We start from the raw sequence: 16,565 nt of genomic DNA, 5'->3' as shown, positions 1-16,565 counted from the left end.
TCGCTAAAGGAGTCAATCATGAAGAGTGCTATAGCCTTGGTCGCAATTGCACTGGTCGTACTCGGTGCATCATGTGAAGCAAGGGTCGGGGGGGTGCCCATAGATGGATCTGTAGAGTGCATTTCTCCTAACCGTGGACTAACCGCAACTGTAGTACTTGCCAATGACTCCTCTTACCTGAAGGTGCTGCTTCCTAGCGGCGACCTCATGGCAACCGTAGAGTCGTGGCCTCGCGGCACAGATTGGCCGTTTGTCAATTGGCTCGACGACAGCACCCTGTTCATTGGTAGCAAGGACATTGCATACCATACGCTGAACATCAACACCGGCGGGCAGACGCAACTGGAGATGTTGCTGGGAATAAGTGCAGACGCGGCATGTATCGACAGCGGACTACGACGGCTCTACATTCTCTTCGGGGGGAGAACAGATGAAGGACCTGAAACATATGTTTGGGTTTACGACTTCGACAGCGGAGCCTTGGAGGAGTTGCACCTCGGAGTGCTCATGGACTTCTGTTTCAGCCTGGCACCTATAGGGAAGGACTCTTTGCTGTACAACGGAACTCGAATCAAGGTCGTGAGCCTCCGGGACGATAGCGAGGCAGTGCTGGTCGACGATTCGGGTAGTCCACTTTTAGGCGCGGATTCTAGATGTAGTTTGATAGATGGCAACCGCAAGCTCGTCTTCAACGCCTCCGGGGGGCAGCCCGCTCTGTATGATTTCACCACGCATAGGGTTACCGAAATTCTTGGATTGAGCGGCTTCTTTGACCCGGTCATCGCTCCAGATGCTTCCTTTCTGTATGTTACTGATACCATACCCCCTTACCGCACCTACCGGTTTGATGGATCGGTATTACACGTGGTTAGTGGAATAAAATCGCACTAGTCGGAACACGGTTGTTTTTTCACAGCGTCTGTTTCTGTCTACAGCGCTGACAACATGGGATCCGTGGGAGACTGCACCTTCGGGCCGAGACTAATGAGTGAGGCCCCATGTGCTGAGCCCACCGGTCGTGTACGGCCGAACCGGCGGCAAGCTCGCCGAGTTCGGGAGCGAGGTCCATCCCGTCTCGCGGCGATCCTGTGCGCTTTTCTAACGATTTTCTAACGGCGTGACGCTCTGAAACGTGCTGAAACTCACTCAAACTAACCGAAACTCACCGAAACTGATCTTGCGTTTCTCGTTGTCCGGCAGATAGTTGGCTGTCATTCAACGACTTGTGCTGCAAAGTGGGCTGAGAATCCCTGCCTCTCCGCTTTTTTTAAGGTATTACAGGGCTATTCCGTCTCGGTGTAATCCTCCGGAACAACAAACAGCGAATCGGGCAGGTCCTCCAGCTTGATGTTGCGAATTTCCAGAGTCCCTGCGACCGGTTCATAGATGAAGGCGGAAGCGGAGTCAACTCCTACGGCGATCTTAGTGTCGGCCTCGATCCTGATCGGTCGCATCAGCGTGTCGGCCACCCACCAGCGGGCCGTGATCGGGTCCTCCTCGGAATATTTGAACTCATAGACCGTACAGGAGAATCCTGATATCGTATCCGTGCCGGCCGTTCCGCCGCGCATGTCGTTGCGGTAGTCGGTCCAAAATGTCCAGGGCTCCGTCCGGGTGGCAAAGCCCGGTCCGATCACACGAAATTGTTTGTTGGCCGGATTGAGAATCCAGATTCGTCCGCGCGACGACGAAGGCTTCAGATACACCTCTCCGCCGTTTTCAGGCGTTATTTCGAATCGGTGGACACGCGGATCGTGAACGTAGATTCGACCGAGAACGGTCGTTGAGTCGGCTTTCGTGATCACCACATCCCCGGAAAACTCGGGAACGGCGGTCTGAGCCGCCACTCCGCCCCACCCGGCCACGACGGTAAGAACGATTGCTATGGGCAAGCAACGAGTTAGAATGGAACGCATTATCAAGCTCCTTCGATTTAAGTTAACCGGCGATTGTTGTGCGATGACGGGAATCCGTTTGAAGGGGGAGCCACCCGTTCCTATCGCACAAACCTAATCTATGTCTCGAACACGGTCGGCACAACGAGAATGGCGCATGAATGGAAGAAGTCGAAACTCCTGTCCACCGAAGGGGGATCGTGAAGCGATGTTTCGATAATGTGTGGTCGGATTCGAAGACGGATCCGACCTGCGGAGAACTCAGGTTACATCCTCATAGAAATGGTTGAAAAAGTCATACGCTCGGATATTCTTCGAGACATAACTGTAATGCGGGCGACGCAAGGCCGCCCGCTACGCGAGGTCAGAGCCACTGAACGCGTAGCGGCAGGGCTTGTCTCCGCCGCAATGTAACGGAACAAGTGTCCAGGCGTACACATCGGGCAAACCGGCGGTTTATAGCATAAAACAAGCGGCAGGTCTGGTAGGAAACCTGCCGCTCTACAGGAGTGCTGCGGTGTTTAACAAACAACCGTCAACGGTTTTGTGCTTTGATTCTGCGGCTGTAGATATTGACCATCGCGTACAGGACGCCCATCGTTATCGCCAGATAGAAAGAGGTTACCCAGTTAATGATGCCGTCGCCGTGAGCAATCAGCTCGTATCCATAAGTCGCTCCGGCCGCGATCACCAGGGTGACTACGAAGATCACCACGAAGGTGATCACGAAATCTTTTAGTCCATTCTTGAAGTTCATTTCCCAACCTCCTGCCTCGCCCCCGAAGTCCTGTGTTGTTTTCTGTTTTATCCGGCTAAGTTTTCTTTTCCGACTCAGTCGGTGGTCCGTTTATTCGGGCCGTTCTGAAACAGGTACGCGGTAACTCAGAAATTATTCGAGAAAATCGGAGATTAGACTCCGAATCCTTATAAGTCGTTGGCATTAAACATGATATCTTGGGTTAAACAAGATGACATGCCTCTCAAAGACCGGGCAGACGACCACCGCTGAGAACGGTGTAAACACTGTAAAGAATACCTCCGATCATCCCACCGACATTTCCCAACATGTGGACCCCGATAGCAGGATAGAGACTTCCGGTTCCGGCGCGGGTATGCCCGGCCAGGAGTCCGATGGTAAACGTGAAAAGCAGCACCGTGATCATCGTAACGGCGTCCACTCCGGCAAACAGCAGCACCAGGTGCATAGCCGCGAAAAAAACCGCTGAAATGAAAGCGGGCAGTTCAATATGCCAAAAGAGAAAATGAATCCGTCGTCCGTTCATGGGACCGAGGTGGCTCTGTAAGAAACCGCGCGTGAAGAGTTCTTCGATAGTGCTCGAAAGAATCCAGATAAAGAGGATAATTTCCGGGAGTGTCATTTGTTTAGCCGTTGGATTCCCGCTGCCGCCGCAGGCTAAAGTCAGGATAGAAGCTGCAGCTCCGACTACCGGCGCAACCAGGACGGGTACCAGCCATTGGATGCGACCGTAAGGATCACGAGCCGGGCGACAGAAGCCATACGCAATGAAATCACCACGACCGACTACAAGAATTGCCCCCAGCGACAGAATCAGCTCCAGCGCCTGAGTGGTGGCAATCTTGAGCGTACCGCCGTCGATCAACAATCGCGGCAACACCACGGCGGTGAAGAAAATTCCAAAAGAAATAGACAGTGTCTCGATAATTCTGGAGGAGTTGTTGTCTTGCATGAGGTGAATTACGGCTCCTTAAAGAAGAAACAATTCGTTAATAATAGACGACCCCGCCTTTATACTGTCCAATACAATCTATACGATCGGGGGCATGGACGCAATTACTCCTCATGAAATACAATCGGAAACTTCGGGCTGACCCGGTGCGACAACCAGATTGACAAGATAATCCAACAGGGCTAATATGTTCGCATGACTCTCAACACCAACACACTGAAAATACCGGCAGTGGTGTGTCTGGCGCTGCTGTTGTTGATCTTATCATGTCATTCCGACCACAAAGCCAAAGGACGTGATGATCGACCGATAGAATATCCGGACTCGTGCGTACAGTTCCAATTCGAACTGGTTAATCTTCCCTGGGATTCTCTCCCTTACACGGACGCCGGATTGAATCTTCTCCCCGATACTGCGGGACCGCGCGATTCTTCGGGAATTCTCCTGTTCGAATGGCATGACACGCTCTATTACCACCCGGTTATGATGTGTCACCGAGCGCTGGCCTATATTGATTTGTTTCACGATCACGGAGATTCGGCATTCCTGACTACAGCTCGGCGGTATGTCGATTGTCTGGTGACACAGGGGATTCATATCGACAGCGCCCTGTATTTCCCGTATCAATTTGACTACCGCGTACACGGCCGCGACGACGCTTTAATAACGAAGCCGTTTTTCTCAGGTATGGCACAGGGGCAGGCGTTATCGGCGCTTTGTCGTTTATATTCATTAACCAGCGACGAGCGATATCGGCAGTTGGCCGATGAAGTGTTTCAGACCATGCTGCGTCCGCGTGGGGAGTACACTCCCTGGACGGTTTTTTACGATACGCCTGGTTGTTTTTGGATCGAGGAATACGTTACTGAACCGATTCCCAGCATGACCTTGAACGGTTTTATTTTTGGGATTTACGGGCTTTACGATTATTGGCAAATGACGGGTAATGCCGATGCCGACAGGCTTATTCAGGAAGCGATAAGTACTGTCCGAAACTATATCCCGTCTTATCGCCGACCGGGAAATCCGAGTTTCTACGGTTTGACCTTTCATCATTACGATGCCAACTACCATAAATTACATATCAGACAACTCCGGCAATTAACTCGTTTCACCGGAGATCCATTCTTTGAGAGCTGGGCCGACACACTGGAATCGGATTACCGGGAATAGAGTCGTATCATACTCGGTAACCGGATTGTAGTTAACAAATCACGACGTTCTTCTATTTTAATCGTTATAAATTTCGCAAGAATTGTATCAAACAAACCTGAATCTTTTTCCCTTGCAGTTTTAATGCCTGTTGTCGAATCTTGGAGGGGGCAGACGGTCGCTTGGATTCCTTATGAACGAAGAGCAGTTGTTAAGTGACATTCAGGAAGGGAAATCAGGAGCTTTTCAGCGCCTGGTGGAGTTGTACCAAAACCAGGTGATTAATATCTGTTACAGGTTCGTACGGGATAAAACCGATGCCGAGGATCTCGCTCAAGAGACATTCATTGAAGTATACTTCTCAATCAATCGGTTTCGACAACAATCCAGTTTGGGCACCTGGATTCATCGGATAGCTGTCTCAAAATCACTGGATCTGCTCAAGCAATACAGCCGCCTGAAAAGAGGCGGCGGATCGCAGGGAACTGTCAGGTTGGATGCCAGGGCTGTCGATATCCCGGCGCCCTCATGGACCGGCCCCGACAGGATTTTGGAAGACAAGGAAAGTCTCGATATATTGACCCAAGCTCTGAATTCTCTTCCTAAAAAGCAGCATGTGGCATTGATCTTGAGTACATACGACGGAATGACATACCAGGAAATTGCAGACACTCTCGGAACTTCGCTGTCGGCGGTAGAATCTTTGATATACCGCGCTCGCGAGAACTTGAAGAAGAAACTTCGTACTTATTACGAGAGAAGTGTTAAAAAATCATGAGGAAACACAAGTAACGGTGCTGATTGTCGTCCAAAGGATTGAAGTTTCACAGAGGGCTATATATGAAAAGAACTGATAACGACCTGGCACAAATCGACCGTAAAATTGAACAAACGCTTGCCGGACTTGATACTACGGAGAGCATTGAGACTGGGCCGCATTTCTACACGCGGCTCATGGCAAAAATCAAGGAAACCGAGTCCGGCGAAATTAATCCAGTCTGGTTGTCTCTTTTTCGAGGTCGCCTGGCAGCATCGTTGCTTTCGCTTGTCATCCTGCTCAATGCCGTAACTACTATAATGGTAATACGGAACGTCCAGGAAGACCGGAATGAATATAGAAGAAACAACGTGGAAGCAGTGGCCAACGAATACTCTTTGCCCAGTGTTTCCGAGACACTTGATCTGGCCCAGGAGTAATGACCGAGGTGCAAAAGAACAATCAAACCAGGTATGGTATCGGAATTATCATTGTACTGGTATGCCTGAACATCGTCTCGGTGACGTTGCTTTGGTTTCAGTATTTTGATCGACCGCCACAGCCGCAGGAGCGCGGCAATGATCCACAGGATTTTCTGATTCAAGAACTCCAGTTCGACGCACAGCAGGCTGATTCTCTGAGAACGATGCGTTGTGAGTATATGCACTTCACGGACTCGATAAGACTTCAGGTGGCTCAGTTGAACGAACAGCTTTTCAGTGAGGTATTTGCCGATAATCCCGACACCGTACTGGTCAATCGGGTGGCTGAGGAAATAGGCTCCAGGCAGTCGGAAATACAGCAGATGCTGTTCGCACATTTCGAGCAGATAAGGCAGATATGTCGACCGGAGCAGGAAGAGCGACTGAAAGGTCTCATTCTTAACATCTTCCAGGGAGGACGTATCCCTCCTCCCGAACGCATGGAAGGTAATCCGTTCACTCCTCCCGAACCGCCAATGGATGGTCGAGATGGAAGAATGCCGCCCCCCATGGGTGACAGAAAACCACCGCCACAGGATAAAGAACGCACGCAGGACCGCTAGAAATCTGAAAAGCAGCATATATATGGGAGGCAGAAAAACGGATTACGCCAAGTGGTCTGTTACGTGAGATATTGACCTTCCAGCGCAGATTCTGCTGCAATAGAATCCAACCAGGTGTTCAATAGGGATTAAACAGGCATAATCGTGCCGATTGATACAAAACAGTTGTCCTCGTCACCTCTTTCAAGCGTGTAACGTATTGTCTTGCAACAAGTCATAAATCGGCCAGGGGTGCGGCTTTTCACCTTTGATAACGCAAGTATCCGGACAGGATGTCGTCCAATTGGAGAGAAGCTTCGGCAAGCGTAGTTCTCTTCAGACATTGTTAAGCGTAAACGTTGGCAAGATGGATATATCACAGGTGTCGGTATAATCAAGCCGAAGCGAGTTAGTAATACCGGTTGCGTCTCATCACACAATCGTTTTTACACGATCACACAAGGCTGGCAGATTTCTTGAGAGTGACAAACAAACGCCCGTATTTGTTTCTCATTTTTTTACTGATAGTCGTTGGACTGTTGGTAGTACCGATCAAGATCCCCTGTACTTATCATGCGGTTGGCCGTATCCTGGCCGCCCGCAGTTGGGTTCTGGTACGCGGCAACGATGGCCAGCTTGCGGCCACGCTGCGTAACAACTACACCGGATCGGTCGAATCTTATGTCGTATTTCAGGCCTCGACCGAAGGCCAGATCGGTTTGACAATTGATGATCGAGTACTGCTGAGAGGTCATGTCAATTTCGGTGATACCATCGGTTATCTTCAAGCAAGTGAGGCAACTGAAGAACTGACTCGACTCAGATCGGAGCTGGCATTGGCGCAGGCCAACTTGAAGGTCAGTGCATCCGGGGTGAGACCGGAAGAAATCCGCGTGGCTGAATGCGAAGAACAGTATGCCTCGGCAGCCGCGGATGATAAGAAACGGGTGGTTGACCGCCTGGAAGCTCTTCAAGAACGTGGTATGGTTTCGCCGGAGGAATATGAGGTGGCCAAAGGCGAATTAACCCTGCTTGAACTTGACCGAGACCTTGCCTCAGCCAAATTAACGGAAGCTCGAGCCGGCGCCAAGGCCGAAGAATTAGACATGATTCGTACGCAAATTGCCGGGCTCAAGGAACAAATCTCTGTTCTTGAGGAGCGGATTGCGTCCTTTACCATCATCGCTCCTATCACGGGTATGATCTGCAGGGCACAGGTAACCGATACTGTACTGATAATCCATGATGACTCCGATCGTTTGGCATTATTGGCCCTGGAGTGGAACGACAGCCGAACAGTAGCGAGTTCCGATTCAGTGATAATAGGGTGGCAGTCGGATATATACACGGGGACAGCTAAGTTAAAACGGGTTGAAGAACAAGTACAAGTGCTGGAAGGCAGACAGGTAGCTTATGCCCTGGCCCAGGTCCCGTTCAGCACCAACACCCCACCCCCCGGTACGGTGATACAATGTGACGTACGTTGCGGATCCAAGAGCATTGCGCAGGGAGCCAAAGAAATCCTCATATCAGCAGCGGGGATTTTCTGATGGAAGCACCGTTTCGTCTCGAATACAAGTACCTCGTTCCTGACTATCTACGGGATACGATTCGCGATGAAATCAGGCCATTCGTCGAATTCGATCCCTTCGCCCGAGACAGGGCCGAACATGAATACACCGTTCGCAGTATTTACTTCGACACCAGGCACATGGCCTGTTATTGCGAAAAAATTGAGGGACTGAAAACACGTAAGAAGTTTCGCATACGGGGCTACGATCGCCCAGCCAACGACAACATAGTATTTTTGGAGATCAAACGTAAACAGGTCAATTACATAGCCAAGAACCGAGCGGCGTTGCGGTGGAAGGATGTTCCATCGGTGTTAAGTTCACATACTCCGGAAAGATACATCCTCGCCGACGACAGCAACGGTGATTCGCTTAATAATGCCGCTCGCTTCCTTTATAATTTCCATCGTTTCGCTCTCGGGTCGACGATATTGATCGTATACGAACGCGAGGCATTTCAAGGTGTCTTCGATCATGCTCTCCGTATTACATTCGATAAGAATATCCGCAGCAATCCTTTCCCTTCGCTTGAGGATCTCTTCAGCGACGAGCCGCTGAGAAGTGCTCTTCCCGGTTATTTCATAATGGAAGTTAAATTTGCCGGCGGTCTTCCTCAATGGATCATGTCGCTTATCGAACGTTATCAACTGCCACGACTGGCTCTTTCGAAATATGCAATATGCCTGGATTCACACGGTCGCTGTTCAAGTGCTCATCTACGGTCATTTGACGATTCTACAACAGGGAGAGCCGTGAACATGACTAACCCACGAGGGGCTCGCTATGTTTAACGACCTGCAGGGATTGAACCTGTTCCCTACGACAACAGCAGATATCATTGTAAACATCATTGTAGCCCTTATATGTAGTTTGTTCATAGCCTGGCTCTATCGACGGACACAACAGGGGCCGGGTTATTCCGCCAACTTTGCGCATTCGATTGTTTTGCTGTCGATGATTACGGCGCTGGTGATAATGGTGATCGGCAACAATCTCGCCCGGGCGTTTGGATTAGTGGGGGCGATGTCGATCATCCGTTTTCGGACTGCCGTGAAAGAAACTCGCGATATCATTTTTATATTTTTCGGCCTTGCGGTGGGAATGGCAGCCGGTGTCGGTTATCATCGACTGGCAATCCTCGGTGCTCTGGTAATCGGTCTGATCGTTTATTTGTTGTCGAAAGCAGCGGTCGGAGTACCACAAAAAAGAGAATATCTGCTTCAGTTTTTCTATACGCCCAACGGGGATACCTCACCGCCGTATTTATCGGTTATGGATAAACATTGTCGACATCACAAGGTCATCAATGTGAGGTCCTCGGGAGCATCGGATACCCTGGAGCTGGCCTACTACGTTCAATTGCGACAGGAAAACCGAAGCAACGAATTCATTAGCGAATTGAAACATCTGCGTGATCTGCGCGGAGTTAGCTTATTTTTCGACGAAGAGAAATTTTAGTATTATATTGAGGTCAACTGCTACTACAGAGGAGAAGAATCATGCATAGGAAACTGACCCTAACCTGTCTGCTTGTATTGCTGCTGTCGCCGGTACTGTCGGCCAGTCTGGCGCCAGGCACCCATCCCATGTTCGACGGCGACGCCGTACATGAAATTCACCTTACTTTCTACGATAGCAACTGGTACGATCTATGTGCTTATAACTACGAGCATTATGACGACATCCCATACATCGCGGCTCAGTTCGACTGGGAAGATGTGCACTTCGACAGTATCGGGGTGCGTTTTAAGGGATTGAGCAGCTATTCCTATCCGGGAGTGAAGAAACCGTTCAAGCTGGATATCGACGAATACGTCGAAGGACAGACTGTTTACGGTTTAGATAAACTCAACCTGAATAACTGTTATTCCGATCCCAGCTTCGTACGTGAAATTTGCGCTTACGAGTTATGTGAAGCGCTCGGCCTGGCGACGGTTCGCACCAACTACGCCAACCTGTATATCAACGGCACCTTATGGGGTGTCTATGTACTGGTTGAGCAGTTCGATCAGGAAATGATCGAGAGCCGTTACGGTGAGAGCGAAGAAGGCAATCTCTGGAAAGGTGACGATCACGGTTCGCTCGAATATCTCGGCACCAACCAGTCATCCTATTACAGTTCTTACGAACTAAAGACCAATGAAGAGGAAAACGACTGGTCGGATCTGATCGAGTTCTGTGACGTGCTCAACAACACTTCGCTGGCGATGCTTCCTGATACGATGCATAACATAGTCGATGTCAACTCCGCTATGGCGATGCTGGCGATCGACAATTTTACGGTCAATCTTGACAGTTATGTCGGGCGTTGCGCCAACTACTACGTGTATCACCGTGATGTCGATGACCGCATGGTTTTCGCCAAATGGGACTTGAATATGGCCTGGGGCGTGTATAATGACGGCATGACCTCAACACAGTTAAAACAATTATCACCGTATTATTACAATCAGCAGTTCGGCCAGGAACGACCGTTGGCCGAACGATTTTATCAGATTTCCGCTTATGATTACCTCTACCTGGGGCACATGAAAAAGCTCATGGCGGGTCCGGCTTATCCCGACACCCTGTTTGCCCGGATGGAAGAACTGCGCGATCTGGTAAGACCCTACGTTTATGCCGATCCCAACTGCATGTACACAACCACCCAGTTCGAGAATGCCATGACAACCGACATCGGCGGTGGCCCGGGCGGCGGCGGCGGTATGGCTGCTCCCGGCTTGCAACCTTTTATCCAGGCCCGTCATACCTATTTGACCAACCTGATTGGCTCCTGGACACGGATCGACGGACTGGTAATCAACGAACTGATGGCCTCCAACAACACGACGGCATCGGACGAATTCGGTGATTTCGATGATTGGATCGAAGTAGCCAATATCAGCGAAAGTGCTATTTCGCTTAACGGACTCGGACTGACCGACCATTGGGAAGGCAGCCCCGATTATGTGTTTCCCGATACTACCCTCCAGCCCGGCGAGTACATCGTGGTATGGGCGGATGAAGAGCCGGGCGAGGGTAGTCTTCACGCCCCGTTCAAACTGGACGGCGACGGCGAAGAAGTTTTTCTGATTGACGACGATGTTGTGGTCGATCAGGTGACATTCCCGGCGCTGGCCTCCGATGTGAGTTGGGGTCGCTGGGCTAACGGCACCGGGGCCTGGCAATTGATGAGTGTTGCCACTCCCGGCGCTGAGAATCAAAACTCCAGCAATCCCGAAACGGTAGTCCTGTATATCAACGAATTCCTCGCCCTCAACGACAGTGTCATCATGGATGAGACCGACACCTACGAGGACTGGGTCGAGATATACAATCCCGGACCGGACCCGGTTGACATGCTTGGCCTGTTCCTGACCGACGACCTGACCAACACCACGCAATGGTCCTTCCCGGACACGACGCTCGAAGCCGGCGGTTTCATGCTGGTCTGGTGCGACAACGATGAAGAAGACGGCCCGTTGCATACCAATTTCAAACTGAGCGGGGACGGTGAAGAGATCGGTCTGTTCGGACGACTGGCCTCGGGCAACGAACTGATCGACAGCTACACCTTCGGAGTGCAGACAACCGACACCAGTGAAGGCCGGTCGACCGACGGAGGCGCAACCTGGGTTTTCTTCGATACGCCCACACCGGGAGCATCGAACACGGCGTCGGAAACCGTCACGCTCTACATCAACGAATTCCTCGCCGACAACGCCAGCATCAACATGGATGAGACCAGCTCTTACGAAGATTGGGTCGAGATATACAACCCCGGGCCTGATCCGGTAAATATGCTCGGGCTGTACCTGACCGATGATCTGACTAACACCACCCAGTGGTCCTTCCCGGATACCACGCTCGAAGCCGGTGGCTTCATGCTGGTCTGGTGTGACGATGATGAAGAGGATGGGCCCCTTCATACTAATTTCAAGTTAGGCGCCAGTGGTGAGGCAATTGGCTTGTTCGGACGACTGGCTTCAGGTAATGAACTAATCGACAGTTATACTTTCGGAGCCCAGACAACCGACATCAGTGAGGGACGTTTACCCGACGGCAGCAGCAACTGGATTTTCTTCGACACTCCCACCCCGGGAGCCTCGAACGTGGTGTCGGAAACGGTCACGCTCTACATCAACGAATTCCTCGCCGACAACGCCAGCATCAATATGGATGAGACCAGCTCTTACGAAGACTGGGTGGAGATATACAATCCCGGACCGAACGCGGTGGATATGTCCGGCCTGTACCTGACTGACGATCTGGCTAACACCACCCAGTGGTCTTTCCCGGATACTACGCTCGAAGCCGGCGGCTTCATGCTGGTCTGGTGTGACAATGATGAAGAGGACGGTCCCCTTCATGCTAATTTCAAGTTAGGCGCCAGTGGTGAATCAATCGGCATATTCGGACGCTTGACCGCAGGTAATGAACTGATCGACAGCTACACCTTCGGAGCTCAGACCACCGATACCAGTGAGGGACGTTTACCCGACGGCAGCAGTAATTGGGTATTCTTTGGCACCCCGACGCCGGGAGCCTCGAACGTGGTACCGGAAACGATCACACTCTACATCAATGAATTCCTGGCCGACAACGACGGCGTCAATATGGATGAGACCAGCTCTTACGAAGACTGGGTCGAGATATACAATCCCGGACCGAACGCGGTTGATATGACCGGCCTGTTTCTAACCGATGACCTGGCTAACACCACCCAATGGCCTTTCCCGGATACTACACTGGAAGCCGGCGGATTTATGCTGGTCTGGTGCGATGATGACAGTGAAGATGGTCCTCTTCATGCTAATTTCAAGTTAGGCGCCAGTGGTGAGGCAATCGGTCTGTTCGGGCGACTGACGGCAGGCAATGAAGTGATCGACAGCTACACCTTCGGGGCTCAGACCACCGATACCAGTGAGGGACGTTGGCCTGATGGCGGCTCCAGTTGGATCTTCTTCGATACACCGACTCCGGGAGCATCGAACGTAGTGATCGGTGATGACTGCTGTTTGAACCGGGCGGACATCAACCACAGCGGCGGCGCTCCCGATATCGCAGACCTGGTTTACCTGGTAACCTATATGTTCCAGAGTGGACCGGCGCCGTTATGCGACGATCCCGACGGAGTGGTTTGCATCGACCATTACTATGCGGAAGCGGACATCAACGGAGACGGGGGCTGCGATCCGGATATCTCTGATCTGGTTTACCTGGTCTCCTACATGTTCAGCTCCGGCCCGGCGCCGGTGGCATGTCCGTAAGGAAACGGAAAAGGAAGTTAAGAAAAATCCGTGAATAACGTTCACGGAACTGACTGAGAAATAACGGGGGCTCTCTGCTTGCCAAAGAGCCGTGCGTCAGGCTACCGACGCTCGGCTCTTTCCCCCTCATGATATAGACATTGATGTGCGTTTCGGATTTTAACCTGAATGTGCTGGAAAGAATGCGAATATGAAAATGAACAAGTTGTGGCTGTGGCTGATGTGCGCCATGGCGACAATCGCACTGACGGCCTGCGACAATGATACAGTAACGGACACAAACGATGAAGAGAACAACAACAACGACTACGATTCGGTCAATGTTACTGATCATGAAGATTTGAACGACTATGTCTGGGATGAGTCGGAGGTTGTCGAAGTCCAGTTCAACGGCAGCAGTATTCAGGCGAACGATGATGGAATCGAGATTAACGGCAGCGTGATGACCGTGACTGCGGCGGGGACATATCGTTTCAATGGGAACCTTAGCAACGGACAGGTTATTGTCGATACCGATGACGAGGAAGTGGTAAGGCTGATCCTGAACGGAGCATCGATAAATTGCACTACCAGCGCACCGATACATGTCGCCGATGCCGAGAAAGTGGTGATCATCCTTCCGGAAGGAACCGAGAGCAGTCTTGTTGACGGATCATCCTACTACTACGATGACCCGGGTGAAGATGAACCAAACGCGGCTCTGTTCAGCAAGGCCGATTTGACGATATACGGCGGCGGGTTGTTGCGCATCGATGGTAATTACAACGACGCCGTCGCAAGCAAGGACGGTTTGATCATTGCCGGAGCACAGGTTGAAGTGACCTCGGTCGACGACGGTATTCGCGGTAAGGATTATCTTATCGTCAGGGGGGGAGAAGTAACGGTCAACGCCGACGGTGACGGTCTCAAATCAACCAACGATGAAGATAGCGGTCGGGGATATGTGGCAATCGAAGAAGGCACCGTTGATATTACGGCGGGCGGAGATGCTATCGACGCCGCCACCGATGCATTAATTACGGGCGGGACAATTTCCATAGTCTCGGGCGGCGGCAGCAGCTACAGCGTCAGCGGTGATGCCTCGGCTAAGGGGATCAAGGCGGAGGTGTTGGTACAAATCGATGGCGGCACGATCGATGTGAGTGCGGCCGACGATGCTGTTCATTCCAATAATGTCCTGATCGTTAACGGCGGTTCACTCACTCTGTCTTCCGCTGATGACGGTATCCATGCCGACAGCGATTTGACAATCGAAGATGGAAAGATAAACATCACAAAATGTTACGAGGGAATCGAAAGCGCGGACGGGGATATCACTATCAACGGCGGTGAGATGCATATCGTATCGAGTGACGACGCAATCAACGTGGCCGGCGGCGGCGATTCCGGACCGGGTCAGCCGGTAGCCTCAGGCGATTATCTGTACGTCAACGGTGGCTACATAGCGATTACCTCGGTCGGGGACGGTATTGATATCAACGGGTCCATTCGCATGTCCGACGGAATCATCATTATCAACGGCCCTACTTCTTCCGGCAACGGTGCTATCGATTATGATGCTTCGTTTTCGATAACCGGCGGGTATCTGCTGGCCCTGGGAAGTTCCGGCATGGCACAGGGGCCGGGGAGTTCCTCATCGCAATGCTCGGTCATGATGACTTTCTGGAGCACACAACGGGCGGGGAAACTGCTTAATCTGCAAACGACCTCGGGTGAGACGCTCTTTACCTTCATGCCGTCCAAGTCGTACCAGTCGGTGGTGTTCTCGTCGTCTTCGCTTAAAACGGGATCAACCTATAACGTCTACACCGGCGGCAGCACGACCGGCACGGCGGTAGACGGTCTTTATAGTGGGGGAACTTACACTCCCGGCAGCCAGCTAGTGAGCTTTACTCAGAAAGCAACCGTTACGAAGGTGAGTATGTAGGATTTATTTCTTAGGACGGAATCCTAGTGGTCCTGTCATCAACCAGGCATCGCGTTGGTACATAGCCGTGATCTTGGTCGGGTGGCCCTGGGCTTGCCCAGGGTTTCCAGAAGAGAACTCCCACTCGTTCTACAAGGCTTCATAATGGATGTAATATACGACAATTATGCCGTAGGCAAAGCGGCATGATGCGGGGAAATACGGCACTATCGCATCACTGGGGAGCCGATCATTGGTATTTGACACTGTTAACCTCACGGCCGTCATGCCGGCGAAGGCCGGCATCCAGAGATAAGGTCGGAACCTGAGGGTTTCGACAATTGTAATTGCCGGTCTCTCCGAGACCTGCAGCACCGCTGGCCCCCGGTCTCCGGGACTGTTGAAAAAGTCATACATTCGGATATTCAGTAAAACACAACTGTAATGCGGGCGACTCAAGGCCGCCCGCTACGCGAGGTTAGGGTCCTTTAGCGCGTAGCGGCGGGGCTTGTCTCCGCCGCATAAGAGGTTTTTCAACATTCCCCACCACCGGGGTGACTTTTTCCGGATATTGTCAATCTCTATATATCCCGAGACAAACGAGTATCTTTGCTGCTCACCAACCGTCCGCACAGGTTCGAAGGCGGACTTGCGGACTCGATCGAGGCTGAAAGATGCTAAACCTCGTTTTGCGAGCGGCCTTCCCTTAGCGGACAGGAGTTTGGACCTGCCATAAAGAGCCCCCCAATCACAAACTTGACTGAAGGCTGTAAATCGGTATCTTGACCTGTCTTGAAATAGAACACTCAAGGTTGAGGTGCGTGTATGAGACCGATTTTGCAGCCGGAGCTATCGAACCAGAAGGCTCTCCTTGGAACCAGGTCATTAATCCTGCTGGCGATGGCTGCCCTGACCGTTACCATGATCCTCGCGGCCTGTTCCAGCGACGATCAGCCGGAACCACCCGGTGGTGTGGATTTTGTCTATCTCCAGCCCGATAACCCCCGCGACTCGGTCGTGATCGAAATGACCGGCGTGGACTCCCTCACTGTTCTGCAACTGCTTCAAAAAGCGTTCAAGGTCAAGAACATGACTTCAGTGCAGGGAGCATTCGTGACTCATATCGACGAGGTCGGCGGGCCGGACGGGTATTTCTGGATTTACACCGTTAACGATGAAATACTCCCCACCGCCTGTGACCGGGTAACTCCCGACAACGGTGATGTGATTCGATGGTATTATCGCCATGGTGGAATGAAAGAAGAATAACCGGCGCGGGTTCGAAAATTTCAGGGATACAGC

The 16,565-nt window shown here is 51.6% G+C and carries 14 protein-coding genes; 11 read left to right on the top strand and 3 right to left on the bottom strand.

Translation table 11 applies throughout. The annotated features are described in order from the left end of the window. Positions 1-18 precede the first annotated feature (18 nt). On the top strand, positions 19-891 hold the full coding sequence (locus PLF13_00650; GenBank protein ID HOP05776.1) for a hypothetical protein: 873 nt from the start codon (positions 19-21) through the stop codon (positions 889-891). 392 nt (positions 892-1,283) lie between these two features. Here the strand turns inward: PLF13_00650 and PLF13_00645 are convergent, their stop codons facing one another. From PLF13_00645 to PLF13_00635, 3 genes are all read right to left on the bottom strand, one after another. After that, a complete protein-coding gene (locus PLF13_00645) occupies positions 1,284-1,916 on the bottom strand; it encodes a hypothetical protein (protein ID HOP05775.1) in 633 nt (210 codons plus the stop codon). 514 nt (positions 1,917-2,430) lie between these two features. Continuing rightward, complete coding sequence (locus tag PLF13_00640; protein ID HOP05774.1) at positions 2,431-2,652, bottom strand: hypothetical protein; 222 nt, start codon at positions 2,650-2,652, stop codon at positions 2,431-2,433. A 223-nt stretch (positions 2,653-2,875) separates the two neighbouring features. Then, the gene (locus tag PLF13_00635) at positions 2,876-3,604 is read right to left on the bottom strand and encodes a CPBP family intramembrane metalloprotease (protein ID HOP05773.1); all 729 of its coding nucleotides are present in this window, start codon (positions 3,602-3,604) and stop codon (positions 2,876-2,878) included. Between the two features lie 195 nt (positions 3,605-3,799). Between PLF13_00635 and PLF13_00630 the strand changes: the two genes are divergently transcribed. From PLF13_00630 to PLF13_00585, 10 genes are all read left to right on the top strand, one after another. After that, on the top strand, positions 3,800-4,777 hold the full coding sequence (locus PLF13_00630) for a D-glucuronyl C5-epimerase family protein (protein ID HOP05772.1): 978 nt from the start codon (positions 3,800-3,802) through the stop codon (positions 4,775-4,777). A gap of 172 nt (positions 4,778-4,949) precedes the next feature. Beyond that, positions 4,950-5,534, top strand: a complete 585-nt coding sequence (locus tag PLF13_00625; protein HOP05771.1) for a sigma-70 family RNA polymerase sigma factor — start codon at positions 4,950-4,952, stop codon at positions 5,532-5,534. A 62-nt stretch (positions 5,535-5,596) separates the two neighbouring features. Beyond that, positions 5,597-5,953, top strand: coding sequence for a hypothetical protein (locus PLF13_00620; GenBank protein ID HOP05770.1), 357 nt, complete (start codon positions 5,597-5,599; stop codon positions 5,951-5,953). After that, complete coding sequence (locus PLF13_00615; protein HOP05769.1) at positions 5,953-6,558, top strand: periplasmic heavy metal sensor; 606 nt, start codon at positions 5,953-5,955, stop codon at positions 6,556-6,558. The genes PLF13_00620 and PLF13_00615 overlap by 1 nt, the downstream gene beginning before the upstream one ends. A gap of 461 nt (positions 6,559-7,019) precedes the next feature. Next, a complete protein-coding gene (locus PLF13_00610; GenBank protein HOP05768.1) occupies positions 7,020-8,087 on the top strand; it encodes a hypothetical protein in 1,068 nt (355 codons plus the stop codon). Then, positions 8,087-8,899: a polyphosphate polymerase domain-containing protein gene (locus tag PLF13_00605; GenBank protein HOP05767.1), complete on the top strand. Its 813-nt coding sequence runs from the start codon at positions 8,087-8,089 to the stop codon at positions 8,897-8,899. Before PLF13_00610 ends, PLF13_00605 begins: the two co-directional genes overlap by 1 nt. Beyond that, positions 8,892-9,566, top strand: a complete 675-nt coding sequence (locus tag PLF13_00600) for a DUF4956 domain-containing protein (protein HOP05766.1) — start codon at positions 8,892-8,894, stop codon at positions 9,564-9,566. Before PLF13_00605 ends, PLF13_00600 begins: the two co-directional genes overlap by 8 nt. A gap of 41 nt (positions 9,567-9,607) precedes the next feature. Further along, positions 9,608-13,357 carry a lamin tail domain-containing protein gene (locus PLF13_00595; protein HOP05765.1) on the top strand — a complete coding sequence of 1,250 codons (3,750 nt, stop codon included), beginning with the start codon at positions 9,608-9,610 and terminating at the stop codon, positions 13,355-13,357. Between the two features lie 190 nt (positions 13,358-13,547). Continuing rightward, on the top strand, positions 13,548-15,284 hold the full coding sequence (locus PLF13_00590) for a carbohydrate-binding domain-containing protein (GenBank protein HOP05764.1): 1,737 nt from the start codon (positions 13,548-13,550) through the stop codon (positions 15,282-15,284). 804 nt (positions 15,285-16,088) lie between these two features. Next, positions 16,089-16,532, top strand: a complete 444-nt coding sequence (locus tag PLF13_00585; protein HOP05763.1) for a DUF4430 domain-containing protein — start codon at positions 16,089-16,091, stop codon at positions 16,530-16,532. Positions 16,533-16,565: the final 33 nt, after the last annotated feature.

It is taken from the genome of Candidatus Zixiibacteriota bacterium (assembly GCA_035380245.1).
Lineage (GTDB): Bacteria > Zixibacteria > MSB-5A5 > GN15 > FEB-12 > DAOSXA01.
This window is presented reverse-complemented; position numbering and strand designations above follow the sequence as displayed.